This is a genomic window from Clostridium lundense DSM 17049 (genome assembly GCF_000619945.1).
Lineage (GTDB): Bacteria > Bacillota > Clostridia > Clostridiales > Clostridiaceae > Clostridium_AO > Clostridium_AO lundense.
On sequence record NZ_JHVC01000001.1, the window covers coordinates 648,187 to 674,770 of the forward strand.

Here is a 26,584-nt window from a genome sequence, read left to right on the forward strand (position 1 = left end):
ATATATAGGGATGGTGATTACTGTGGTAAAAGAGTTAGTAGAATTAGGTAAATCAATTTTATTTGCAATAGTAGCAGCGTTTTTGATCATAACATTTGTTTTTGAAACAGTTCAAGTTGACGGTTTGTCCATGTATCCCACATTACATAACAAAGATAGGCTTATAGTAGAGAAAGTTTCATATTATTTTAGAAAACCAAAGCCAGGAGATGTTGTAGTAATAAAATATCCAGCAGATCCTAAAGAAAAATTTATAAAAAGAGTAATTGCTGTAGGTGGAGAAAAAGTTAGAGTTGAAAATAATAAGGTGTATGTGAATGGAAAAGCCTTAGAAGAGGATTATATATTTGAACAAAGAATGCAGGACTATCCAGAAGTAATAGTACCAGAGAATACTATATTTGTTATGGGAGACAATAGAAATAATAGTTTGGATAGTAGAGATGAAAGAGTGGGCTTTGTTAAATATAATATGGTAGTAGGAAGAGCTGCGCTTAGAATATATCCATTTAGTAGTTTTGGAAAATTTACTTCCCAAAGAGTTAATTTACAATGATAATTTAGATAAGTGTTAGAAAGGATAGATAAGTTATGGCAATAAATTGGTTTCCAGGTCACATGGCTAAAACAAGACGTGAAATAAAGGAAAATTTAAAATTAGTAGATGCGGTAATTGAAATAAGAGATGCTAGGATTGTAAAATCTAGTGCAAATCCAGATATAGAGGAAATATGTGGTGGAAAACCAAGAATTATTTTATTAAATAAAAGTGATCTTAGTGAAAAGAAGGTTACAAATGATTGGATTAAGGAACTAACAAAAGAAAATATAAAAGTACTATCTGTTAACTGTGTAAGTGGTGAGGGAATAAAAAATATAAAGCCAGTTTTAGATGAGCTTTTAAAAGAAAAACATGAAAGATATAAAAATAAAGGATTAGTAAAATTTACAGATAGAGTAATGGTAGTGGGGATTCCTAATGTAGGAAAGTCCTCTTTTATAAATAAGATGGCAAAAAATAATATAGCCAAAACAGGAGATAGACCAGGAGTTACAAAGAGTAAGCAGTGGATAAAGACTAAGATAGGTATTGAGTTAATGGATACTCCAGGTGTATTATGGCCTAAGTTTGAGGACGAAGTTGTAGGATTGAATTTGGCTTTTACAGGAGCTATAAAAGATGAAATTATGGATATAGAAACTTTAGCCTTAAGGTTAATAGAAAGGCTTCAAAATGATTATCCTGAGCAACTAAAGGAAAGATATAAGCTCACAGAGTTAGATGAGAATCCTCTCCTTAATATGGAGAATATAGGAAGAAAAAGAGGAGCTGTTATAGCAAGAGGAGAAATAGATTATAACAGAGTAGCAATTATGCTTATGGATGAATTTAGAGGAGGAAAATTAGGAAATATATCCCTTGAAAGACCATAGCAATCCTTAATAGAGAAGGTGTATTAATTGATGAACTTAGAAGAAATAGTGGATGATTTACCAATATCTGATATGAAATTTTTAGATATAAAAAATGTTATTCTTGGTATAGAAAAGGAATATTCTGTAGAAAAAAAGAATATTATAATGAATTTAGTAAATAACTTAAAAGAAGATAATAGAAAAAATGTACAGGGATTATCAGATAGAATCTTAAAGTTTATACAAAAAAATGATGAAGAAATAAATAGAGTTATGAAAATGTATGATTTTGATAGCTCTTTTGGAAAATATAATTATTTAGCAGGAGTAGATGAGGTAGGAAGAGGTCCTCTAGCTGGTCCTATAGTAGCTGCTTCTGTTGTATTAAATTTAGATTACAATAATGATAAAGATTTAATACTAGGAATAAAGGATTCAAAAAAGCTTACAGCTAAATCAAGAGAAGAATTATCAGAAATAATTAAAAGTAAAGCACTATACTATAATATAGTAGAAATAGATAATAATCAAATAGATAATAAGGGAATAGCTTGGTGTAATAATGAAGTTTTAAAAAGAGCTGCTATTAACCTTCCTATACGTCCTGATATGGTTTTATCAGATGGATATGCTGTAAAGGGTATAGGATTAAAAAATGAATTTATAATAAAAGGTGATAGCAAGAGTGCATCCATTGCCTGTGCTTCTATTATAGCAAAGGTATATAGGGATAAAAAAATGGAAGAATATTCAAAATTATACACTTACTATGGCTTTGAAAAAAATGCAGGATATGGAACCGCTGAACATATAGAAGGTTTAAAAAAATATGGGCCATCACCTTTACATAGAACTAGCTTTCTTAAAAATATACTTTCAAATATACTTTAAAGATTATATTTGAAAGGCATCCTTTATTAATCTAATAGAGAAATCATTATTTTGATGGTTTAGTATTATTTCTATAACATCAAACCTAAAGTTGAATTTATAAAGTTTCTTTTTTAATATATACATTTGAGCAGTTTTATATATTTTATACTGTTTTATAAAGTTAACTGCCTCTCCAGGGGTACCATATAAGTTTCCATACCTAGACTTTACTTCTATAAAACTTATATAATCCCCATCCTTTCCTATGAGGTCTATTTCACCTTGCTTACATCTGAAGTTTTTGTCTAATATAATGTATCCATTTTGAATTAAATAACTTTCAGCTAAATTTTCACCAAGATTTCCTATTTCTTTTTTGTAGGAATACATAAATACTCTCCTCTCATTCTAAATAGAAAACATATTTTGATTATATCCATATTATACTATAAATACTACTAGATAAGTTATTTTTATAAAAAAAGTAGACTGAAAATTTAGAAGCTTGTATAAATATACAAGCTTTTTTATATAAAAATAAATAATATTAGTAAAAAACGGTCAATTTTGTATTTGTTCTTATAAAAATAGTTTTTTAGTCAAGAATCTAAAAGAGGTGATTTTATGGCTATAAGAATTAATACTGCAACTTTTACAGGTATAGAAGGCGTAATGGTAAGTGTAGAAGTTGATATCAGTAGAGGATTACCATGCTTTAATATAGTTGGTATGGGAAATATTGCTGTAAAAGAGTCAAAAGAAAGAGTAAGAGCAGCAATTATAAATTCTGATTTTGAATTTCCAGTGGGAAGAATAGTGGTTAATTTAGCTCCAGCAGATTTAAAAAAGGAGGGCTCATTATTTGATTTACCCATAGCTATTGGGATTCTATTAGCTACAAAGCAAATTCAAATTTTAGATATAGATGAATATGTGATTATGGGTGAACTCTCATTGCTTGGAGAATTAAGAAAGATTAAAGGGGCTCTTTCTATAGTTATGGAGGGAATAAAAAAGGGGAAAAATAACTTTATAGTGCCAATGGAAAATAAAGATGAATGTTCAATAATAGAACAGGCAAATATATATCCTTTAGAAAATTTAAAAGAAGTATCTTATTATTTGCAATATAAAGATCTGATTCCATATAAGAGAAAATATAAAGTAAAAAATGTAAATAAATATGCAGTAGATTTTTCTGAAGTTATTGGTCAAGAAAGTGCCAAAAGAGCAGTGGAGATAGCAGCAGCAGGAAATCATAATATAATGTTATTTGGACCACCAGGTACAGGGAAGACAATGATTGCTAAACGAATACCCACTATATTACCTGATATCACATATGAAGAGTCATTAGAATGCACAAAAATTTACAGTGTTTCAGGTGCATTAAAAGATACAGATGGGTTAATTACTAATCGTCCATTTATAGATCCGCACCATACTGTATCAAAAATAGCTTTAGTGGGGGGAGGAATAAATTTAATGCCAGGAGAAATATCTTTAGCTCATAATGGAGTGCTATTTTTAGATGAAATATTAGAATTTAATAAAAGGGTACTAGAATCCTTAAGAGGGCCATTGGAAGATAGAAAAATAAAGATAAGTAAGGCTTCAGGAAGTGTTGAGTATCCTTGCAATTTTATGTTAGTAGGGTCACTAAATCCATGCCCCTGCTCCAAAATTCCTTGCGAATGCTCGGAAATAGAAAAGAAAAGATATATAAATAAGTTATCTGGCCCATTGTTAGATAGAATAGACATTTATACTTCCTTAAGAAAATTAGAGTATAGTAATATAAAATGTAGAAAAAAAGGAGAAAGTTCTAAACATATAAAGAAAAGAATAGATTTAGCAAGAAATATTCAAAAAGATAGATTTCAAAATTATAACATATTAACCAATGGGGAGATGGGAAGTAGCCTAGCAATGAAATATTGCAATTTAACAAGTAAAGCTGAAAAGTTTATGGAGAATGTGTATAAAAAATTTAATTTTAGTACAAGAGTTTATACAAAAATATTAAAGGTTTCAAGGACAATTGCAGATTTAGATGGAAGAGAGAAAATAGAAGAATCAGACTTAATTGAGGCTATTCAATATAGAAGGTTTTTAAATAATATAGTTTAAGGAGAATTGCTATGAATAATTATGATATATGGTTTTCTATGGTAAGACTTTCTTATAAATTAAAATTAAGCTTATTAAAGCGGTTTAAAAGTACTGAAGCCATTTGGAATTATTCTATAACAAAAAACACATATATTAATGAAGGAATAGGCGAAGATAAATTAAAAAATTTACTAAAAAGCTTTTGGAATAAAGAAAAAATAAATAATATAAAGAGAATAATGGAGAAGGAAAAAATAGATATAGTAAATTATAATGATTGCATATACCCTGAAAAACTTAAAAATTATGAAGATGCTCCTACGGTATTATATTATAAAGGAAATTTAGAAAAACTTAATAGAAATAAGTCTGTAGCCATAGTAGGTTCAAGGAATTATAGTTATTATGGAGAAAATGTTACTAAAATAATTGCTGATAAATTGGGGAAAAATAATGTAAATATAATAAGTGGTATGGCTAAAGGCATTGATACTTTTGCACACGCAGCTACTTTGAAAAATAATGGGTTTACTTGTGCGGTGTTAGGTTGTGGCGTTGATGTAATATATCCAAAGTGCAACAGGGAATTATACTACGAAATTTTAAAGAATGGATGTATAATATCAGAGTTTATACCAGGCACTCCACCTTATGCATATAATTTCCCCTTAAGAAACAGAATAATTAGTGGAATTAGTAATTTAGTTATTATAGTGGAGGCGTCTAAAAAAAGTGGTTCTTTAATAACTGCATCCTATGCATTAGAACAGGGAAAAGATGTAATGGCAGTACCAGGATCTATATTTTCAGATAAAAGTATAGGAACAAATAGATTGATTAAAGATGGGGCATATCCATTAACTTCTGTAGAGGATATTTTTCAAATTTTAAATATTTCATATGTTGATGAAAATGAAAGAAAATCTTCTTTCAATAATAAAACAGAAGAAAAAATTTTTAAAATAATAAAGGATAGTCCTATACATATAGATGACATAATAAAAATAACTAATATTGACATTAAGCGATTATATGAGGTATTATTTGAATTGCAACTTAAAAATCAAATAACTTGCCTTTCTGGTAATTATTATGTTAGAATTGCAAATAGTGTTTAATATATTATAAATTATAATAATACAATTATATAAAAAATAAAATTAATAGTAAAAACTAAACTATCATATAGGGGGTGAAACTCTGGTATTTTTTATCAGAGGATAAGATGGGACAAAAACTTGTTATTGTGGAATCACCAGCAAAAGCAAAAACTATAGGAAAATATTTAGGTAAAAATTATTTAGTAGAAGCATCTATGGGTCATGTAAGAGATCTTCCTAAAAGCCAATTAGGCGTTGATATAGATAATAATTATAAGCCAAAATATATTACTATAAGAGGAAAGGGAGAATTACTAGAAAAAATAAAGAAGGAAGCAAAAAAGTGCGATGAAATTTATTTGGCAACTGACCCTGATAGAGAAGGTGAAGCTATATCTTGGCATCTTTTAAATGCATTAAAAATGGACGAAACAAAAAAATGTAGAATAGAATTTCACGAAATAACGAAAAATGCTATAAAAAATGCTATAAAGGAACCTAGAGAAATAAATATAGATTTAGTTAACGCTCAACAAGCTAGAAGAGTATTAGATAGACTAGTGGGATATGAGATAAGTCCTATACTTTGGAAAAAGGTAAAATGGGGGCTAAGTGCAGGAAGAGTTCAGTCTGTGGCGTTAAAGATGATATGTGATAGGGAAAGAGAAATTGAAAAATTTATTCCAAAGGAATATTGGACTATTGAATGCAATCTTCGTAAGGATAAGAATAAGACTAGTTTTCTTGTTAAGTTATCTTCCAAAGGAAATAAAAAAGTTGAAATAAATAATAAAGAAGAAAGTGACTTTATAATAGGAGAAATAGAAAAAGGACAATTCAAAGTAAAAAACGTAAAGAAGTCACAAAAGACTAAGAATCCTTTACCACCTTTTACTACTAGTACATTACAACAGGATGCTTATAAGAAATTAAATTTTTCAACAAAAAGAACTATGTCCATAGCTCAGCAATTATATGAAGGTGTGGATGTAAAAGGTCACGGTACTATTGGATTAATAACTTATATGAGAACAGATTCTGTTAGAATTTCAAAGGACGCTCAGGAAGCAGCAGGTAAGTTTTTAACAGAAAAGTATGGTGAAAATTATATTCCTAAAGTCCCAAGGGAATTTAAGGGTAAAAAGAATGCACAAGATGCTCATGAAGCTATTAGACCAACAAATGTAGATATAACTCCAGACTCAGCAAAAAACAGTTTAACAGATGAACAATATAAACTATATTCTTTAATATGGAAAAGATTTATGGCTAGTCAAATGTCATCTTGTATATTAAATGTTACATCTGTAGAAATAGTAAATGGGGAATATGGTTTTAAGGCCTCAGGATCTTCTATAGATTTTGATGGATTTATGAAGTTGTATGAATATTCTACTGATGAAGAAAAGGAAGGTATTAAGTTACCTCAATTAGAAATAGATGAAACTTTAGCAAAAAAATCTATAGAAGGAAAGCAACATTTTACACAACCTCCAGCAAGATTTTCAGAGGCTTCATTAGTAAAAACATTAGAGGAAAATGGTATAGGAAGACCAAGTACCTATTCACCAATAATTTCTACATTATTAGAAAGAAAATATATAGAGAGAGAAAAAAAGACGCTAAAAACTACTGAATTAGGTTTTATAGTAAATGATATTATGTCAGAGTATTTTAAACCTATTGTTGATATGGAATTTACTGCAGAGATGGAAAATAAGCTAGATAGTGTAGAAGAGGGAAAAGAAGAATGGACTAATATAGTTGATGAATTCTTCAGTCCTCTTAAAGTTCTTATAGATAAAGCTGAAAAAGAAGTTGCTAAAGTAACTATAGAAGATAAAGTAACAGATGTGATATGTGAGAAGTGTGGAAGAAACATGGTGATTAAACATGGTAGGTTTGGAGACTTCTTGGCATGCCCAGGATACCCAGAATGCAAAAATACAAAACCTATTGTAGAAGAAATAGATGCTAAATGTCCAAAGTGTGGAGGAAATATATTAGTTAAAAGAAGTAGAAAAGGACGAAAGTTTTATGGCTGCAGTAATTACCCAGATTGTAATTTTGTTAGCTGGTTTGAGCCAGTTAAAGATAAGTGTGAAGCTTGTGGCGGAAATATGGTGAAAAAGTATAGTAAGGCAAAAGGCAATTATTTTGAATGTACAAATGAAAATTGTAAAAATAAAGTATATCAGCAAAATACAGAAGAACAATAGTTTGATGATATTTTAAATACAAAATGGTAATTTTTATAGAAGAATTGTTTCAAATTGTCGAAATTGGATAACAAAATATAAAAATTTAGCATAAGATGGTTGAATTTTATTATTTGGTATGTTATCATAGTTAATGTAGCGGCAACAATTCTAAATATTAAAAAAAATCATAATAATTTAACAAGAATTGTATGGAATATTATAATTTATCATATAATATTATTTAAAAAAATACATTAAAGATTCCAGTATATAACTGCGGCTAAAATAATGAATGGTATATAAAATAGAGGAGGAAGTTATAAAATGTCATCACTTTTAAATAAGACAAGAAGATTAAATAAGATACTTCAAAAATCAGGAACAGAGCCAGTTGTATTTGAAGATATATGTAAACTATTAAGTGAGGTTTTATCATGTAATGTTTATATCATAAGTAAAAAGGGAAAAATACTTGGATACGACCTTTCAACAGGATTTGAATGTGAAGTAGTAAAAGAAAAAGTAGTTCCAGAAATGAGATTCCCAGACTTTTACAACAATAAATTATTAAACATACATGAAACTTTGGCGAATTTAACGAATAATGGTAGATGTGTTTTTGAAGAAGATGGAAAATGTGCAATAGAAAACAAGCTTACTACAATTGTACCTATCAATGGTAATAGAGAAAGATTAGGTACTCTATTAATTGCTAGATTTGATGATAAGTTTACAGATGATGATCTTGTACTAGCTGAGTATAGTGCTACTATTATTGGACTTGAAATTCTTAGAGCAAAACATGATGAAATTGAAGAGGAAGCAAGAAAGAAAGCTGTTGTGCAGCTTGCCATAGGAACTCTTTCTTATTCAGAGCTAGAAGCTGTTGAGCATATATTTAATGAATTAGATGGAAGTGAAGGACTTTTGGTTGCTTCAAAGATAGCTGATAAAGTTGGAATAACAAGATCAGTTATAGTTAATGCTTTAAGAAAATTTGAAAGTGCAGGAGTTATTGAATCAAGATCTCTAGGTATGAAAGGAACTCATATCAGAATATTAAATGATAAGCTATTAGATGAATTAAAGAAGATAAAGTAGTAAAAAACAGGATGCGAAAGTATCCTGTTTTTTATTGAATAGTGAATAATAATGAATAAATTTTCAGCATTTTATTACTAAAAATTTAAATTTAGCTAAATGTTTTGCTATTAAGAAAAATTGTCTTTACTCTTAATTTTGTGTTATTTACTTAAAAAGTGTTCATCACTTTTTTATTTATATAATTATAGAAAAATATATAAATGATGACTAAAAAAGGTTTTTTAGTTATAGTTATATAAAATTTTAAAATTATTATTGAACATCACAACTTCATGTGATATACTACTTTAGGTAAGTAAATACACACATTGCCTAATTTATAAATGGTGCCATCTAGGTAATTTATAAATATGAAGGTAATGGAGGGAAAAACCAAGGAGGTATAAAATTATGTCAGTTATTTCAATGAAACAATTATTAGAAGCAGGTGTTCACTTTGGACATCAAACAAGAAGATGGAACCCTAAAATGGCTCCATACATTTTTACAGAAAGAAATGGAATCTACATTATCGATTTACAGAAAACTGTAAAAAAAGTAGAAGAAGCTTATAACTTCATAAAAGAAGTTGCAGGAGAAGGAAAAGACGTTCTTTTTGTAGGAACTAAAAAACAAGCTCAAGAAGCTATCCAAGAAGAAGCAATAAGATGTAACATGCATTTTGTTAACAACAGATGGTTAGGTGGTATGTTAACAAACTTCCAAACTATAAAAGGAAGAATCAAGACTTTAGAAGAATTAGAACAAATGGAACAAGATGGAACATTTGAAGTTCTTCCAAAGAAAGAAGTTACAAAACTTAAGTTAGAAGAAGAAAAATTAGAAAAGAACTTAGGTGGAATAAAGAGCATGAATTCTACAAATATAGGAGCTTTATTTGTAGTAGATCCAAGAAAAGAAAAGAATGCTATTTCAGAAGCTAAAATATTAGGTATACCTGTAGTAGCTATAGTAGATACTAATTGTGATCCAGATGAAGTTGATTATGTAATCCCAGGAAATGATGATGCTATAAGAGCAGTAAAATTAATAACTGCAAAAATAGCTGATGCTGTTATAGAAGCAAGACAGGGAGAACAGTTAGCTGAATAGTTAATTTATAAGGTAGATGAAGTTTTACTTCATTTACCTTTTAAAAAATCACAAAGAACGGGAGGATATGCATTATGATAAGTGCACAGATGGTAAAGGATTTAAGAGAGAGAACTGGAGCAGGCATGATGGACTGCAAAAAGGCGTTATCAGAAACTAACGGAGATATAGAAAAAGCTATAGAGCTTTTAAGAGAAAAAGGATTAGCAGCAGCAGCTAAAAAAGCTGGAAGAGTAGCAGCAGAAGGGTTAGTTGAAACATATATATCCGATGATAAGAGAACAGGATCTATAGTAGAAGTAAACTGTGAAACTGATTTCGTTGCAGCTAACGATGACTTTAAAGCATTAGCTGTAAATGTTGCTAAGATGGCAGTTACTACTACAGAAACTACTGTAGAAGGATTTATAGAAGAAAAATACATAGCAGATGAAAATATATCAGTTAAAGATGCTGTTACAGCATTAATCGCTAAACTTGGCGAAAATATGTCTGTAAGAAGATTCAGTAATTTCTCAGTTAAAAGTGGAGTAGTTGAAAGCTATATTCACGGTGGCGGAAGAATTGGTGTTTTAGTAAAAGTTGAATGCGAAAAAGAAAGCGAAGTATTATCAGAAGTTGCTAAAGATGTAGCAATGCAAGTTGCAGCAGCAAATCCTTTATTCTTAAACAGAGATGAAGTTGATACTGAAACTTTAGATAAAGAAAGAGAAATCTACAGAGTTCAAGCTTTAAATGAAGGAAAACCAGAAAAGATCGTTGACAAAATGGTTGAAGGAAGAATTCATAAATATTATAAAGAAAACTGTTTAGTTGAACAGGTTTGGGTAAAAAATCCTGATTTAACAATAACAAAGTATCTTCAAGAAAAATCCAAAGAAGTTGGAGCAGAAATTAAAGTTACTGGATACGTAAGATACGAAAGAGGAGAAGGAATAGAAAAGAAAGAAGAAGATTTTGCTGAAGAAGTTATGAAACAAATGCAGCAAGGAAAATAATTAAAAAGAGAACACTGCGTGTTCTCTTTTTTTGAAAGGAAAATCCAGTGAATTTTAAAATTACTATGTAATTTTTAACAGTTTGGAGGTATAATATAGATGAGTGATATTAAATATAAGAGAATAATGTTAAAACTTTCAGGCGAAGCTTTAGCAGGTAAAAATGGATATGGAATAGATTTTGAAATAGTTCAAACTATATCTAAAGAAATAAAAGAATTAGTAGATATGGGAGTTGAAATTGGAGCAGTAGTTGGTGGTGGAAATATCTGGAGAGGGAGAAATGGAGAAGCTATGGATAGAACCACTGCAGACTACATGGGAATGCTTGCTACTTGTATAAATGCATTAGCATTACAAGATTCATTAGAACAATTAGGTGTTAATACAAGAGTCCAAACAGCTATAGAAATGAAAGAAGTAGCTGAACCATTTATAAGAAGACGTGCTATGAGACACCTAGAAAAAGGAAGAGTAGTAATTTTTGCAGCAGGAACAGGAAATCCATATTTTTCAACAGATACTACAGCAGCACTTAGAGCAGCAGAAATAGAAGCAGATGTAATATTGCTTGCTAAAAAGGTTGATGGAGTATATGATAAAGATCCACACAAATATGCGGATGCTAAGAAGTTTGATACTCTTAATTACATTGATGTATTAGATAAGGGACTTCAAGTTATGGATTCTACTGCTACATCATTATGTATGGACAACAATATTCCTATACTAGTTTTTGGGCTAGATTCTCCTGAAAATATAAAGAAAGCAGTAGCTGGAGAAAAAATAGGAACTGTAGTGTGTAAAGGATAAGGAGGTATTTTTAATGATAAAAGAAATAATAACTACAGCTGAAGGAAAAATGCAGAAAACTGTAAGCGTATTAAAGAAGGAATTAGGTTCAATGAAGGCTGGAAGAGCAAATCCTGCTATGTTAGACAAGATAGAAGTTGAATATTACGGAACTATGACTCCATTAAGTCAGGTAGGCAGCATTTCTGTACCAGAACCAAGAGTATTACAGATACAGCCATGGGATAAATCTGCTATAAAAGCTATAGAAAAAGCTATATTAAAATCAGACTTAGGATTAAATCCTAATAATGATGGAACAGTTATTAGATTATTAATACCTGAGCTTACTGAGGAAACAAGAAAAAATTTAGTTAAAAATGTAAAGAAAACTGGAGAAGAAGCAAAAATAGCTATAAGATCCATAAGAAGAGATTGTAATGATAAAATAAAAGCTCTTAAAAAAGAATCAGATATATCAGAAGATGAAATTAAGAAGGCAGAAGATGACATTCAAAAGAAAACTGATAATTTTGTTAAGGAAATCGACAAAATAATAGAGGTAAAAGAAAAAGAAATCATGACTGTATAATAAATTTATAAACCTGCGTTTACGCAGGTTTTATTAGTAGAATAGAGAGTGAAATGGAGAATACTATATGTGGAATTTTTTTAATGATAAGTCAAAAAACGAAAAAACCTCTATATCATTAGATATGAACAATATACCAAAACATATTGGAATAATAATGGATGGTAATGGAAGATGGGCTAAAGAAAGAAATCTTCCTAGAAGTATGGGACATAAGGCTGGAGTTGAAACTATAAGAGATATAGTAAAGGAATGTGATAAAATAGGAGTTAAATACTTAACTTTATATGCTTTTTCCACAGAAAATTGGAAAAGACCTAAAGACGAAGTAAATGCTCTTATGAAACTCTTAGTTCAGTATTTAAGAAAAGAGATAGAAGAACTACATTCAAATAATGTAATTGTAAATTCTATTGGAGATACATCAAAGTTACCAGAAATATGTCAGCAGGAATTGAAAGATGCTTATGAAAAAACGAAAAATAATACTGGTTTAACTTTAAACCTAGCTTTAAATTATGGTGGTAGAGATGAAATTATTAGAGCTGTAAAGTTATTGTATAATGACATTAAAGATGGAAAAGTAAATGAAGATGATATAGATGAGAATATGATCTCTAATTATCTATATACATCACATATGCCTGATCCAGATTTGATAATAAGACCAAGTGGAGAGAAAAGACTTAGTAATTTTTTAATATGGCAGTGTGCTTATGCTGAATTTTGGTATTCTGATATAAAATGGCCAGACTTTAATAAAGATTACCTTCATAAAGCAATATATGATTATCAAAATAGAGATAGAAGATTTGGCGGCGTAAAGTAGAAGAAATTTTTAGGAGTTGATAAAGTGAACAATAGATATTTAGGAGCTCTTATATTATCACCTCTTATAGTTTTTTTATTTATAGGAGGAATATTTTTAAAATATTTAGTTTTTATATTATCATTATGCGGGTTGTATGAATTTTATAAGGTTCTACGGGAAAAGGATATTCATTCTTTTAGCATAGTAGGATATATATTATGTATAATATATTATTTAACTTTAGGAACAAGAATAAATACGGATTTATTATTTTACATAATCATTTTAGCAACTTTGATATGCTTAAGTATCCCTGTTATAAAGATAGAATATAATTTCATTGATGTAGCTACTACCTTATTAGGATTTTTATATGTTCCAATATTTTTTAGTTTTATTGTATTAGTGAATAATAAACCTTATGGAAACTATCTTATTTGGCTTATATTTTTATCTTCTTGGATATGTGATACTTCAGCCTATTATTCAGGAAAATTTTTTGGCAAACATAAGTTATGTCCTAAGGTAAGTCCCAAAAAAACTATTGAAGGGTCTATAGGGGGATTTTTAGGAAGTATGCTTTCCTGTGGAATTTTAGGAATATTTGTTGTAAATAAAGGTGTAAATATACCTTTAATACACTTTTTTTTAATAGGTGCATTATGCGGAATACTGGTCCAATTTGGAGACTTAGTAGCATCCTCAATAAAAAGATTTGTAGGGGTAAAGGATTATAGTAACTTAATTCCAGGTCATGGTGGAATATTGGACAGATTTGATAGTATACTTTTTTCATCAGTAGTGGTATTTTATTATTTAAGTTTTATAGTAGGAATTTAATAAAATTATATAAATAAAAACACTTAGAATTAAAACTCTAGGTGTTTTTTATATTAATATATGTAAATATTATAGAATATAATATGGTATAGCATTTATGTGGAGAATAATACTTTGTTTTATAGTAAAAATGAAAATAAAAAATTAATATATTGTATTATTGCATTAGTTATAGTTGTTTTATTCACCTTATTCATAAAAAAATATTTTAAACCATTCTTTGTAATTGTAATTTTACTTTTCCTTTGTAGTCCAGTATATAAAATTTTATCTAAACTTAACATCAATAATAGAAAAATTAAAGGTATAATAAGTGTAATTTTTGTAAATATGATAATATTAATTTTTATAATATATATTGGTAATTGGTTGTATGGAATTAAAGATATAATTGTTCAAAGTATAGTAAAGGTTGTAAATGGGTTAGAGAAATTAAGTAAGAATTTAAATTTGAATTTTACAGGAATTAATAAGGAAATTGAAAAATATTATTTTAATGTTCTTAATAGTAATTTCTTAAGGAGAGGGGCAGTTTACACCACAGATAGCATCATGAATTATTTTGTAGCTAATATAGCTGCTTACTTTATTTTGGTAGATAAATATGTTATATTTAATTGGACTAAAAATTTTATATCACCAAAACAAGCAGAGTTTATTAAAGAAAAAATTAAAGATATCAAAAACATAATAAAAGTAGAAATACTTTTAATTTTAATAACTACTTTGGAAACTATATTTGGACTTATGGCTTTGAATATAGAAAACTACATTATACTAGGTATAGTTTGTGGTATACTGGATTTATTACCTTATGTAGGGACTATAATTATGTTTATGCCTTTGGTATTATATAATATTTCTATAGGTAATTATATAATTGCTTTTGGACTTACTTGTCTTTATATATTGTTATTTATTAACAGACAAATTATGGAGACGAAATTTATGAGTAGTAAACTAAAAATACATCCCATATTTACTTTATTATCATTATATATTGGGCTAAAAGCTTTTGGTATAATAGGAATGATAACAGCACCTTTATATATAATAATTTGTAAAGGTATATTAGAAATATGATTTTCTAAAAAGTTATGACTGCAAAGGAGAGATTGTATTGAAAAACATATGTATATTAGGGGCTACAGGCTCAATAGGAACTCAAGCTTTGGAGGTTATTAGGAAGGAAAAAGATAATTTTTCTTTAACCGCTGTATCTGCCAATAAGAGTTGGGAAAGGGTGGCAGAAATAATAAATGAATTTAATCCAAAGTATGCTGCTTTAATGGATAATGTTTCTTATGAAAAACTAAAAATTTATTGTAATGAAAATAATAAGAATACAGAAATATTATTTGGAATAGAGGGATTAAATACTATAGCTTCATTAGATGAAGTAGATATAGTATTAACATCTGTAGTTGGGATGATAGGACTTAGACCAACATTAAAAGCTATACAAGCAGGAAAGGATATAGCTTTAGCTAATAAAGAAACTTTGGTAGTGGCGGGAGAAATAATAATAGAAGAGGCTTTAAAAAATAATGTAAAAATACTTCCAGTAGACTCTGAACATGGAGCTATATTTCAATGCTTAAGAGGAAATTCTAATAAAGATGTAAATAAAATATTATTAACTGCATCTGGTGGTCCTTTTAGAGGGAAAAGTACCACTGAATTAAGAAATGTTACTGTGGACGAAGCATTAAAACATCCCAGATGGAACATGGGCAAAAAAATATCAATAGATTCAGCGACTCTTATGAATAAAGGGTTAGAAGTTATTGAAGCGCATTTTTTATTTAATGTTGATTATGATGACATTCAAGTAATTGTTCATCCGGAAAGTATAGTGCATTCCATGGTAGAATATAAGGATGGAAGTATTATAGCTCAACTTGGAACAACAGATATGAAATTACCAATACAATATGCTTTTAATTTTCCAGAAAGAAAAGAAGCTGTAGTAGAAAAGTTAGATTTTTATAAGATTAAAAATTTAACCTTTGAAAAGCCTGATATGGAAACTTTTAAGCCACTAAGATTAGCTTATGAGGCTGGCAAAGCAGAAGGGTTAATGCCTGCAATTCTAAATGCAGCAAATGAAATAGCTGTAGAATTGTTTTTAAATAAAAGAATAAAATTTTTAGACATAGGAGATATTTTAGAAGAAACTATGTCTAAATTTAACGAAAACCATAAAGTCACTACTATAGAAGAAATAATAGAAATAGATGAAAAAGTAAGACAGTATTTAAGAAACAAGTATTTTCTATAAATATTTAAGGAGGAATATAAGTGAATATAATAAATATAATTGGTGCAATTTTTGCTTTTAGTTTATTAGTAATTGTACACGAACTAGGACATTTCACATTAGCAAAATTAAATGGAGTTAAAGTAGAAGAATTCTCTATAGGTATGGGACCTAAACTATTTGGATTTAAAAAAGGTGAAACTCAGTATAATGTTAAAGCATTACCTATAGGTGGATATGTAAGGATGTTAGGAGAAGATGGAGAGGATACTACAGACGAAAGAGCATTTTCAAATAAATCTGCCCTGCAAAAATTAAGTGTAGTTGCTGCAGGACCTTTTATGAATTTAATATTAGCGATAGTATTGTTTGGGATTATTTCGGCCAGCAAAGGATATTATACACCTATAATAAGCCAGGTAGAAGTTAATAAACCAGCGTATGTTGCAGGTATTAAAGAGGGGGATAAAATACTTAAAGTAAATGACACAAAGATACTTACATGGGAAGATTTTATAACTGTAGTATATACTAATAAAGGAAATCCATTAAATATTACTTATGAGAGAAATAATGAAATAAAATCTGTAAAGGTTATGCCTGTAAAGAATGAAAAAGAAAATAGATATGTGGTAGGAGTCGCGCCAACACCTGTGACAAATCCAAGTATAGGGCAATCAATTACTTATGGTTTTGCTGAAACAAATTCCTTAATAAATCAAACCTTTGGGTTTTTAGGAACTATTTTTAAAGGAAAGGCTTCTTTAAATGATTTCGGAGGACCAGTAACTATTATAAAAGTTTCAGGGGTAGCAGCTAAGGCAGGATTCTTTAGTTTATTATCTTTTGCAGCTTATTTAAGTGTTCAGTTAGCAATATTTAATATAATTCCGTTTCCAGCATTAGATGGAGGTTGGATTATTTTATTCTTAATAGAGCTCATAACCAGAAGAAAAATTGATAGTAACAAAGTTGGAGTTATTAATTATATTGGTTTTGCTATACTTATGACTTTAATGGTATTGGTTACTATAAAAGATATACTGTATCCTATTAAGTTTTAGGAGATGATTAAGTGAAAAGAGCAAAGACAAGAAAAGTAAAAGTGGGAAACATATATGTAGGAGGAGATGCTCCTATATCAATTCAGTCTATGACAAATACAGATACGAGAGATGTATTTAAAACTGTAGAGCAAATATTAGCTTTACAGAATGAAGGTTGTGAAATAATAAGATGTGCTGTACCTGATGAAGATGCAGCACATGCTATAAAAGATATAGTAAAAAGAATCAATATACCTTTGGTAGCTGATATTCATTTTGACCATAGATTAGCTTTAACGTCTATAGAAAATGGAGTATCTGCTCTTAGAATTAATCCAGGAAATATAGGAAGTATGGATAGAGTAAGAGAAGTAGCCAAAAGTGCTAAGAGTAAGAATATCCCTATAAGAATAGGGGTTAACTCAGGTTCTTTGGATAAAGAATTGTTATCAAAATATGGTGGTGTGTGTTCAGAAGCTTTAGTAGAAAGTGCTCTACAGCATGTAAGAATATTAGAAGAAGTTAATTTTAATGATATAGTAATATCTATAAAGTCTTCTAATGTTATTCAAATGATAGAGAGTTATAGATCTATTTCAAAGAAAGTAGATTATCCACTGCATCTTGGAGTTACAGAAGCTGGAACCTTGTGGAGAGGAACTATAAAGTCAAGCATAGGCATAGGAACTCTTTTGGCTGAAGGAATAGGTGATACAATAAGGGTATCTCTTACTGGTGACCCAATTGATGAAATTAAGACTGGTAAAGAAATATTAAAATCCTTAGGACTTTTACATAAAGGATTAGAGTTTATATCTTGTCCAACCTGTGGAAGAACGGAAATTAATCTTATAAATATTGCAGAGGAAGTAGAAAAAAGATTGGAAGGAATGGATAAAAATATTAAGGTAGCAGTTATGGGGTGTATAGTAAATGGACCCGGAGAAGCAAGAGAAGCTGACATAGGAATTGCTGGAGGAAAAGGAGAAGGTCTTTTATTTAAAAAAGGGAAAATAATTAAAAAAGTTAAGGAAAATGAGCTTGTAGAGGAGCTATTTAAAGAAATAGAAAAAATGTAATGTGAAGAATATGTTTGTATACCTAACCAAAATATTGTAGAAGTAATGGAACAAAGAGAGTTTACTGTAAGGAAGATTTAGCAATGAGAGCTAAGGCTAATAAAATTGTATAGAGGCTTTATATAATCATGGTTAAATGATTATAAGAAAGTAATCATTTATTCTTGTTTAATTTATAATAAATGGGTATACTATAAATATAATGTTAACTTTTCCTTGAAATAACGTATTCATTATGTTACAATTAAGACAAGTAAGAGTACTGATAAAATTTTGACGGAGAAGAGTGGGTAAAAGCCCGCTCTTTCTATTTGTATAAAACGCAACTTTTGTTGCGTTTTTAAATTAATTTCTGTATTTAATTTATAATTTACTGCAAAATAATATATAAGGAGGGATTATCATGATGAAAGAGAATTTAATCAAACAACTTATTACATTGATAGAACCTATAGTTACCAAATTAAACTATGAATTATATCATTTGGAATTTGTAAAAGAAGGCGGAGAAAATTATTTAAGAATATATATAGACGATGAAAAGGGAATAGGACTTGATGACTGCGAAAAGGTAAGCAGAACTATAAGTGATATGCTAGACGAAGTTGATCCTATTGAAGAAAGTTATTATTTAGAAGTATCATCTCCAGGAATAGATAGAGAATTACATAACGATAAGCATTTTGAAAGATATATAAATAGTGAAGTTGAGATAAAATTATCTTCATTATTTAATGGAAGTAAAAAATATGAAGGTGTATTAATAGGATTTAATAATGATTCTATAAATATAGAAAACGATGGAAAACAAATAGATATTCCAAGGGAAAAAATAAATAAAGTTAAATTGAAGGTAGAGTTTTAGAGGGAGGTTTAGTCAAAAATGAATGAGGAATTTGTGGAAGCACTAAGGGAAATTGTTAAAGAAAAGGGAATTAGTGAAGATTTAATATTTAATACTATAGAAGATGCCTTAGTGGCAGCATATAAAAAGAATTATGCAAAACAAGGTGCTACAACACAAAATGTTATAGTTAATATGAATAGAGAAACTGGAGAAATAAATGTTTTTTCAAGAAAGACAGTAGTAGAAGAAGTGCTAGATGAACTAAATGAGATATCACTTGAAGAAGCAAAAGATATAGATCCAAGATATGAACTAGATGAAGTAGTAGATATTGAAGTAACTCCTAAAAAGTTTGGAAGAGTAGCTGCTCAGGCTGCAAAACAAGTAGTTATTCAAAGGATAAAAGAAGAAGAAAGAAGAATTGTATACAATGAGTTTATTGAAAAAGAATGTGATATATTAACAGGTACTGTTATAAGAAAGGATAAATCTAACGTATTCGTAGATCTTGGAAAAATAGAAGCTGTACTTGGTCCTAATGAGCAAATGCCAGGTGAAGCATATAATTTTAATGAAAGATTAAAATTATATATAGTTGAAGTGAAAAATACTACAAAGGGTGCACAGGTTGTAGTGTCAAGAACTCATCCAGGTTTAGTGAAGAGATTATTTGAACTAGAAGTTCCAGAAATATATAGTGGAGTTGTAGAAATAAAGAGTATAGCAAGAGAAGCTGGTTCTAGAACTAAAATAGCTGTGTATTCTAATGACGAAAATGTAGATCCTATGGGAGCATGTGTAGGACCTAAGGGTATAAGAGTTCAAAACATAGTAAATGAGCTTAAAAATGAAAAAATTGATATAATAAAATGGAGCAAACTTCCAGAAGAGTATATAGCAAACGCATTAAGTCCAGCTAAGGTTTTAGATGTTGATATTGATGAGAATAATAAATCTGCTAGGGTAGTAGTAGAAGATAATCAACTTTCTTTAGCTATAGGTAAAGAAGGGCAAAATGTAAGACTTGCTGCTAAGCTAACAGGTTGGAAGATTGATATAAAAAGTTCTTCTCAAGTTTCTGAATAACTGGGTATTAATCGAAGGGTGGTGAATTTATGAAAGTTAAAAAGATACCTCAAAGAATGTGCACTGGCTGCGGGGAAATGAAACCTAAAAAGGAACTTATAAGGGTAGTAAAAAATAAAGAAGAAGAGGTTTCTATAGATTTAACTGGTAAAAAACCTGGAAGAGGTGCTTACATTTGTAAAAATGCAGAATGTCTTCAAAAATCTTTCAAAAGTAAGAGGTTAGAAAGAAACTTGGAAACCACCATAAGTGAAGAGATTTACAATAAATTAAAGGAAGAGATAATGAATGAAGGATAAATTTATTTCCTTTCTAGGAATAGCCAAAAAAGCTGGCAAATGTATAGAAGGATACAATAAATGTGAAGAAGCTTTAAGAAATAATAAATGTGCTTTAATAATTGTATCAAAAGAGGCTTCAGAAAATACTAGAGAAAAGTTTGAAAGAATGGCTAGTACAAGAGATATTCCTATTATTATTGGATGTAGCGGAGAAGATTTATCTTGGATACTTGGAAGAGATAAAATAAATATAATTGGAATAATTGATACTTCGATGGCTACCAAGTTATCACAACTATGGAAAGAGAAAGAGGAAAATAGTTTCGGGGGTGAATGTTTTGTCAAAAATTAGAGTATATGAATTAGCAAAAGAACTAGGTATGTCTAGTAAAGATTTAATAAGTTTATTAAAAGATGAATTTGATATAGAAGTAAAAAATCATATGAGTGTAATCGAAGAAGAAGATGCGCAATTAATAAAAGAACTATATGGTGAAAATGCTAAAAATAATTCTACAAATGATTTAGATGACAATATAGAAGAAAAATATGGAGAATTACAAGAAGAAGTAATAAAAGTAAAACCTAAGAATAAAAAATCTAAAGGAAAGAATGAGGATGAAGAAATAGATAATAATAATATAAAAACAGAAGAAAAACCAAGCACAGATATTTTAATAGAAATGGATGATACTATAACTGTTAAGGAATTTTCTGATAAACTAGAAAAACCTTATACAGAAGTAATAAGAGAACTTATATTCATGGGTGTTATGGCAGGAATAAATCAAGAAATTGATTTTCAAACTGCAGAAAAGTTAGGAGAAAAGTTTGAAGCTCTTGTTGTACAAAAAGAGAAGAATTTAGAATTAGAAGCAGTAGAAGAAGATGAAGATGAGGAAAATGAAGAAGGCATGGAAAAAAGACCTCCAGTAGTAACTGTTATGGGTCACGTTGACCATGGTAAAACTTCTTTATTAGATGCTATAAAAAAATCAAAAGTAGCAGCTTCAGAAGCAGGTGGTATAACTCAGCATATTGGTGCCTATACTGTAAATATAAATGGAGAAAAAATAACATTTTTAGATACACCAGGACATGAAGCTTTTACATCAATGAGAGCAAGAGGAGCTCAAATTACAGATATAGTTATATTAGTAGTAGCTGCAGATGATGGTATTATGCCTCAGACAGAAGAAGCTATAAATCATTGTAAGGCTGCTAATGTTCCTATGATTGTCGCAATAAATAAGATGGATAGACCTGGTGCAAATCCAGATAGAGTAAAGCAGCAGTTATCTGAAAAAGGACTTATAGCTGAAGATTGGGGTGGAGATACTATAACAGTTCCAGTATCAGCTCATACAAGGGAAGGTATAGACTCACTACTTGAAATGGTACTTTTAACAGCTGAAATGGAAGAGCTTAAAGCAAATTCCCATAGAAAAGGAAAAGGAACTGTAATTGAAGCGAAACTTGATAAAGGAAGAGGATCTGTTGCATCATTACTTGTTCAAAATGGAACTTTAAATGTTGGAGATTCTATAATAGTTGGTTCAACTTATGGTAGAATAAGAGCTATGTTTGATGATAAAGGAAAGAAGATTAAATCAGCAGGTCCATCAATTCCAGTGGAAATATTAGGACTATCAGAAGTACCTTCAGCTGGAGATAGATTTAATGTAGTTAAAGATGAAAAAACTGCAAGAGAAATGGCTGAAAAAAGAAAAGAAAAGGAAAGAAGTGAATATTTACAATCAACTCACAAGGTATCCTTAGAAGACTTATATAGCCAAATTAAAGAAGGTAAGATAAAAGAATTAAATATTATTGTAAAAGCAGATGTTCAAGGTTCTGTAGAAGCAGTAAAACAGTCTTTTGAGAAGCTTTCAACAGAAGAAATAAAGGTAAGAGTTATCCATGGTGGTGTTGGTGCTATTACTGAAACAGATGTTATTTTGGCTAATGCATCTAATGCAATTATAATAGGATTTAATGTAAGACCAGATTCAAATGCTATTGCAGCAGCAGATAAAGAAAAGGTAGATATTAAAACTTACAGGGTTATATATACTGCTATAGAAGACATTAAAGCTGCTATGATAGGTATGCTTGAACCAGATTATAAAGAGGTAATACAAGGAAGAGTAGAAGTTAGAAGAACCTATAAGATTTCCAATGTTGGAACAGTAGCTGGTTGTTATGTTTTAGATGGAAAAATAACAAGAAATTCTAGCGTAAGAATTATAAGAGATGGAATAGTAGTAAATGAATCAGAATTAGCATCTTTAAAGAGATTCAAAGACGATGTTAAAGAAGCAGCAGCAGGATATGAATGTGGAATTATGATTGAAAAGTTTAATGACCTTAAAGAAGGAGACATAATAGAAGCATATACTATGGAAGAAATAAAAAAAGTTAAGCTATGATTAGGAGTGAATTTTTATGGCTAAATATAGAGGTGGAAGAATAAACGAAGAAGTAAAAAAGGAAGTTTCAAGTATAATACAACAGGATATTAAGGATCCAAGAATGAGTGCCATGGTAAGTGTTACTAAGGTTGATGTTACAAAGGACTTGAGATACGCTAAAGTTTATGTAAGTATTTTTGGAAACGAGGAAACAAAAAATAATACTTTAACTGTTCTAAAGAACTCTAGTGGGTTTATTAGAAGGGAAATTGGCCATAGGATAAATTTAAGATATACACCAGAAATAATTATAGAGTTAGATGAAACTATAGAACATGGTATGCATATAGACGCTCTACTTGCTGAAATAAAGGAGAGAGAAAACCATGATAATGAATAATATCTTAGATATTATAAAAGAAAGTAATACAGTAGGTATAACTTTTCATATTTCTCCTGATGGAGATTCTATAGGTAGCTCATTAGGGCTTTTACAAGGAATTAGAAAGCTTAATAAGAACGTATATATAATATCTAAAGAAAATATACCTGAAACTTTTAAATTTTTACCTTGTAGCGAAGAAATAAGTAAGGACTTGTCACAAGTTAAAGAAGGAACAGATTGTGTTATTGTTTTAGATTGTAGTAATTTTGAAAGAGTAAATGCCAATATAGATTTAAGTAATAAGAATTATACCCTAATAAATGTAGATCATCATATTTCAAATGAATTATATGGCGATTTGAATTTTGTAGATTCTAATGCATCATGTATGGGAGAAATAGTATACCAAATGCTTAGATCTTTAGGAGTAACTGTGGATGAAGATATAGCATCTTGTCTTTACACGTCTATACTTACAGACACAGGTTCTTTCAGATATTCAAATACAACTTCTATTACACATGGTATTGCTGGAGATTTAATAAATACAGGTATTGACTTTAGTAGCATTCATAGAAAAGTATTTGATAATAAAGAATTTAATAGATTTAAGTTATATGGATTAGTGTTTGATAAAATGAAATTGATTAACTCAAATATATGCGTTATGGAAGTAACAAAAGAAATGTTTCATGAATTAAACATAGATCCTAATACGGATACTTCTGATGTAGTATCTTTTGGAAACAGTATTGATACTGTAGAAGTAACAGTGCTATTAAAAGAGAAGGATGGAGAAATAAAGGTTAGTTTAAGATCTAAATCCAAGGTAGATGTTAGAAAAGTAGCAGAATGCCTTGGAGGAGGAGGCCATATAAGAGCAGCGGGTATATCAATAAAGAATAAATCATTAGAAGAAGCTAGAGAGCTTATATTAAATTTAGTAAAAGAAGAGTTAATATAGATGAATGGAGTATTAAATATTTATAAGCCCTCTTGTATGACTTCCTTTGATGTGGTAAGAAGAGTTAAAAAGATATGCAAAATTAAAAGGGTTGGACATACGGGTACATTAGATCCTCTAGCTACTGGTGTATTACCTATATGCATAGGCAATTCAACTAAAATAGTAGATTATATAATGAATGAAAATAAAATTTATGTAGCTAAATTAAAACTCGGAATAGTAACTGATACCTATGATAGGGAAGGTAAAATTATTGAGGAAAATTTAGTTAATATAGATGAGTCTTCAATTAAGGAATGTATTAAGTCATTTGAAGGTGAAATAGATCAAGTTCCTCCTATGTACTCAGCACTTAAAGTCAATGGGAAAAGACTTTATGAATTAGCTAGGCAAGGAATAGAAGTGGAAAGAGAAAAGAGAAGAATTAACATATATTCTATAGATATTTTGAGTATAGACATTCCTTTTGTAACTTTTAAAGTTGAATGTTCAAAAGGAACTTATATAAGAAGTCTTTGCTATGATATTGGAAAAATGCTAGGGGTAGGAGGAACTATGTGGTCTTTAGAGAGAACTAAAACAGGTGCATTTACTGCTGAGAATTCTATTAATATTGAGGATTTAGATGAGGAAAATGTACAAAATTACATAATACCTATGGATAAAGCCCTATTTAAATATGATGCTGTTAATATGGATAAAAGATATGAAATACTTTTACTAAATGGAGCTACCCTTACTAATAAATATGCTACACAGGGAATAAAGGAAAATACCATTCTTAGGGTATACATAGAAAATAAATTTATTGGATTAGGTAAAAAAAATGCAGAAGGGTTTAAAATTGTTAAATTACTTGTATAGGAGTAATAATAATGGATATAATAGAAGAAGAAATAAGGGAAAAATCACATTATAATACTTATGTTTCACTTGGAAGTTTTGATGGCTTGCATTTGGGACATATGAAATTGATAGATAAAGCCATAGAACTTGCTAAAAAAAATAATGGCAAGAGTATGGTATTTACTTTTAACAATCATCCCTTATCTATTATTAATAAAGAAATTATGCCAAAGCTTTTAATGGATAAAGAAACTAAATTAAAAGTTTTAAGCCATAAAGGATTAGACGTTTTAAGGCTTGTTAACTTTAACAAGAAGTTTATGAACCTTTCTCCTGAAGAATTTATATTAAATATTACAGAAAACTATAATGTCAAAGGCATTGTAGTTGGATTTAACTATAGATTCGGTTATAAAAATTTAGGGGATGTGGAACTGTTAAAAGAATTAAGTAAAAAATATGGTTTTGAACTATTTATAATAAAACCAGTAAAATATAAAAAAGAAATTGTTTCAAGCTCACATATTAGGCATGTAATTGCTGATGCTGGTGATATGGATAAGGCAAATGCCATGCTCTCGAGACCATTTTCCCTTTTTGGAGCCGTTATAAAAGGGAGACAAATTGGTAGAGTTATGGGTTTTCCAACAATAAACTTGGACTATAATAAAGAATTTGTAATACCAAGAGGTGGAGTATATTTTACTGTAGTACAATATAATGGAAAATATTTTAAGGGAGTAACTAATGTAGGGTATAATCCAACAGTAGAAAATGAAAAACTAAGTATAGAAACACATATATTAAATTTTAATAAAGATATATATGATGAGAAAATAAGATTATATTTTATAAATAGAATAAGAGATGAGAAGAAATTCAACTCTATTGAAGAGTTATCCCATAGAATTAAAAAAGATAAAGATTACGTAGATAAGCAAAATTTAGAATTAATTATAAAAAGAGATTTACAATATGAAAGTTCTTTGTTATAATTAGTTTCGTGAACCTTAACCTAAGATTACTGTGTTGCCGTCGGTATTCTTGGACTAAGGGGATATAACAATCGGAGGTGTTTAGTAAATGGATAAGGCATTAAAAAATGAAATTTTAGCAAAACATGCAAGACATGAAGGAGATACTGGTTCTCCAGAAGTTCAGATCGCACTTTTAACAGAAAGAATCAATCACTTAAATGATCACTTAAAAGCTCATAAGAAGGATTTCCATTCAAGAAGAGGTCTTTTAATGATGGTTGGTAAAAGAAGAGGTCTTTTAAATTACTTAGAAAAGAAAGATATTGAAAGATATCGTGCAATCATTAAGGAATTAGGTTTAAGAAAGTAAACAAAATGTATTAGAGCGGCTTCGACCGCTCTATTATTTTGAATTAATTTTTTATAACTGTATAAAAAAATTAATAAGATAGGATAATAATAATGTAT

Annotated in this window: 28 protein-coding genes; 27 read left to right on the forward strand and 1 reads right to left on the reverse strand. The window is 29.2% G+C overall.

What is annotated here, in order from left to right:
• Positions 1–22: 22 nt before the first annotated feature.
• The 3 genes from lepB (at position 23) to T514_RS0103140 (ending at position 2,307) form a co-directional block, all read left to right on the forward strand.
• The gene (lepB, locus tag T514_RS0103130) at positions 23–556 is read left to right on the forward strand and encodes a signal peptidase I (RefSeq protein WP_027623447.1); all 534 of its coding nucleotides are present in this window, start codon (positions 23–25) and stop codon (positions 554–556) included.
• 35 nt (positions 557–591) lie between these two features.
• On the forward strand, positions 592–1,434 hold the full coding sequence (gene ylqF, locus T514_RS0103135) for a ribosome biogenesis GTPase YlqF (RefSeq protein ID WP_027623448.1): 843 nt from the start codon (positions 592–594) through the stop codon (positions 1,432–1,434).
• Positions 1,435–1,506: 72 nt separating this feature from the next.
• On the forward strand, positions 1,507–2,307 hold the full coding sequence (locus tag T514_RS0103140) for a ribonuclease HII (protein ID WP_034868075.1): 801 nt from the start codon (positions 1,507–1,509) through the stop codon (positions 2,305–2,307).
• 3 nt (positions 2,308–2,310) lie between these two features.
• On the opposite strand, the gene T514_RS0103145 is transcribed toward T514_RS0103140, so the two are convergent.
• A complete protein-coding gene (locus T514_RS0103145) occupies positions 2,311–2,679 on the reverse strand; it encodes a YraN family protein (RefSeq protein WP_027623450.1) in 369 nt (122 codons plus the stop codon).
• A 234-nt stretch (positions 2,680–2,913) separates the two neighbouring features.
• On the opposite strand from T514_RS0103145, the gene T514_RS0103150 reads away from it, so the two are divergent.
• From T514_RS0103150 to rpsO, 24 genes are all read left to right on the forward strand, one after another.
• Positions 2,914–4,419, forward strand: a complete 1,506-nt coding sequence (locus T514_RS0103150; RefSeq protein ID WP_027623451.1) for a YifB family Mg chelatase-like AAA ATPase — start codon at positions 2,914–2,916, stop codon at positions 4,417–4,419.
• A gap of 11 nt (positions 4,420–4,430) precedes the next feature.
• Positions 4,431–5,519 carry a DNA-processing protein DprA gene (dprA, locus tag T514_RS0103155; protein WP_027623452.1) on the forward strand — a complete coding sequence of 363 codons (1,089 nt, stop codon included), beginning with the start codon at positions 4,431–4,433 and terminating at the stop codon, positions 5,517–5,519.
• A gap of 107 nt (positions 5,520–5,626) precedes the next feature.
• The gene (gene topA / locus T514_RS0103160; protein WP_027623453.1) at positions 5,627–7,720 is read left to right on the forward strand and encodes a type I DNA topoisomerase; all 2,094 of its coding nucleotides are present in this window, start codon (positions 5,627–5,629) and stop codon (positions 7,718–7,720) included.
• A 306-nt stretch (positions 7,721–8,026) separates the two neighbouring features.
• Positions 8,027–8,803: a GTP-sensing pleiotropic transcriptional regulator CodY gene (gene codY / locus T514_RS0103165; protein WP_027623454.1), complete on the forward strand. Its 777-nt coding sequence runs from the start codon at positions 8,027–8,029 to the stop codon at positions 8,801–8,803.
• 393 nt (positions 8,804–9,196) lie between these two features.
• The gene (rpsB, locus tag T514_RS0103170) at positions 9,197–9,898 is read left to right on the forward strand and encodes a 30S ribosomal protein S2 (protein WP_027623455.1); all 702 of its coding nucleotides are present in this window, start codon (positions 9,197–9,199) and stop codon (positions 9,896–9,898) included.
• A gap of 74 nt (positions 9,899–9,972) precedes the next feature.
• Entirely contained in the window at positions 9,973–10,896 is a 924-nt protein-coding gene (tsf, locus tag T514_RS0103175; RefSeq protein WP_027623456.1) for a translation elongation factor Ts, read from the forward strand.
• Positions 10,897–10,995: 99 nt separating this feature from the next.
• The gene (pyrH, locus tag T514_RS0103180) at positions 10,996–11,709 is read left to right on the forward strand and encodes a UMP kinase (protein ID WP_027623457.1); all 714 of its coding nucleotides are present in this window, start codon (positions 10,996–10,998) and stop codon (positions 11,707–11,709) included.
• A 13-nt stretch (positions 11,710–11,722) separates the two neighbouring features.
• Complete coding sequence (gene frr, locus T514_RS0103185; RefSeq protein WP_027623458.1) at positions 11,723–12,280, forward strand: ribosome recycling factor; 558 nt, start codon at positions 11,723–11,725, stop codon at positions 12,278–12,280.
• A gap of 67 nt (positions 12,281–12,347) precedes the next feature.
• Positions 12,348–13,109 carry an isoprenyl transferase gene (locus T514_RS0103190; RefSeq protein WP_027623459.1) on the forward strand — a complete coding sequence of 254 codons (762 nt, stop codon included), beginning with the start codon at positions 12,348–12,350 and terminating at the stop codon, positions 13,107–13,109.
• Between the two features lie 24 nt (positions 13,110–13,133).
• Positions 13,134–13,931 carry a phosphatidate cytidylyltransferase gene (locus T514_RS0103195; protein WP_027623460.1) on the forward strand — a complete coding sequence of 266 codons (798 nt, stop codon included), beginning with the start codon at positions 13,134–13,136 and terminating at the stop codon, positions 13,929–13,931.
• Between the two features lie 114 nt (positions 13,932–14,045).
• Positions 14,046–15,014 carry an AI-2E family transporter gene (locus T514_RS0103200; RefSeq protein WP_027623461.1) on the forward strand — a complete coding sequence of 323 codons (969 nt, stop codon included), beginning with the start codon at positions 14,046–14,048 and terminating at the stop codon, positions 15,012–15,014.
• 37 nt (positions 15,015–15,051) lie between these two features.
• A complete protein-coding gene (gene dxr, locus T514_RS0103205; RefSeq protein ID WP_027623462.1) occupies positions 15,052–16,212 on the forward strand; it encodes a 1-deoxy-D-xylulose-5-phosphate reductoisomerase in 1,161 nt (386 codons plus the stop codon).
• 29 nt (positions 16,213–16,241) lie between these two features.
• A complete protein-coding gene (gene rseP / locus T514_RS0103210) occupies positions 16,242–17,255 on the forward strand; it encodes an RIP metalloprotease RseP (RefSeq protein ID WP_027623463.1) in 1,014 nt (337 codons plus the stop codon).
• Positions 17,256–17,266: 11 nt separating this feature from the next.
• Entirely contained in the window at positions 17,267–18,316 is a 1,050-nt protein-coding gene (gene ispG, locus T514_RS0103215; protein WP_027623464.1) for a flavodoxin-dependent (E)-4-hydroxy-3-methylbut-2-enyl-diphosphate synthase, read from the forward strand.
• Between the two features lie 403 nt (positions 18,317–18,719).
• Entirely contained in the window at positions 18,720–19,181 is a 462-nt protein-coding gene (rimP, locus tag T514_RS0103220; RefSeq protein WP_027623465.1) for a ribosome maturation factor RimP, read from the forward strand.
• 18 nt (positions 19,182–19,199) lie between these two features.
• Positions 19,200–20,249, forward strand: coding sequence for a transcription termination factor NusA (nusA, locus tag T514_RS0103225; RefSeq protein WP_027623466.1), 1,050 nt, complete (start codon positions 19,200–19,202; stop codon positions 20,247–20,249).
• 29 nt (positions 20,250–20,278) lie between these two features.
• Positions 20,279–20,548 (forward strand): RNase P modulator RnpM, encoded by a 270-nt coding sequence (gene rnpM, locus T514_RS0103230; RefSeq protein WP_027623467.1) that lies wholly within the window; start codon positions 20,279–20,281, stop codon positions 20,546–20,548.
• Positions 20,538–20,882 (forward strand): ribosomal L7Ae/L30e/S12e/Gadd45 family protein, encoded by a 345-nt coding sequence (locus T514_RS0103235; RefSeq protein WP_027623468.1) that lies wholly within the window; start codon positions 20,538–20,540, stop codon positions 20,880–20,882. Before rnpM ends, T514_RS0103235 begins: the two co-directional genes overlap by 11 nt.
• Positions 20,869–22,959: a translation initiation factor IF-2 gene (gene infB / locus T514_RS0103240; RefSeq protein WP_027623469.1), complete on the forward strand. Its 2,091-nt coding sequence runs from the start codon at positions 20,869–20,871 to the stop codon at positions 22,957–22,959. The genes T514_RS0103235 and infB overlap by 14 nt, the downstream gene beginning before the upstream one ends.
• A 16-nt stretch (positions 22,960–22,975) precedes the next feature.
• Entirely contained in the window at positions 22,976–23,341 is a 366-nt protein-coding gene (rbfA, locus tag T514_RS0103245; protein ID WP_027623470.1) for a 30S ribosome-binding factor RbfA, read from the forward strand.
• Positions 23,328–24,290: a DHH family phosphoesterase gene (locus tag T514_RS0103250; RefSeq protein ID WP_027623471.1), complete on the forward strand. Its 963-nt coding sequence runs from the start codon at positions 23,328–23,330 to the stop codon at positions 24,288–24,290. The genes rbfA and T514_RS0103250 overlap by 14 nt, the downstream gene beginning before the upstream one ends.
• Positions 24,291–25,157 carry a tRNA pseudouridine(55) synthase TruB gene (gene truB, locus T514_RS0103255; RefSeq protein WP_027623472.1) on the forward strand — a complete coding sequence of 289 codons (867 nt, stop codon included), beginning with the start codon at positions 24,291–24,293 and terminating at the stop codon, positions 25,155–25,157. It abuts the gene before it with no gap.
• 11 nt (positions 25,158–25,168) lie between these two features.
• On the forward strand, positions 25,169–26,134 hold the full coding sequence (locus T514_RS0103260) for a bifunctional riboflavin kinase/FAD synthetase (RefSeq protein ID WP_027623473.1): 966 nt from the start codon (positions 25,169–25,171) through the stop codon (positions 26,132–26,134).
• Between the two features lie 88 nt (positions 26,135–26,222).
• Positions 26,223–26,486, forward strand: a complete 264-nt coding sequence (gene rpsO / locus T514_RS0103265) for a 30S ribosomal protein S15 (RefSeq protein ID WP_027623474.1) — start codon at positions 26,223–26,225, stop codon at positions 26,484–26,486.
• The last annotated feature ends 98 nt before the right edge of the window (positions 26,487–26,584 follow it).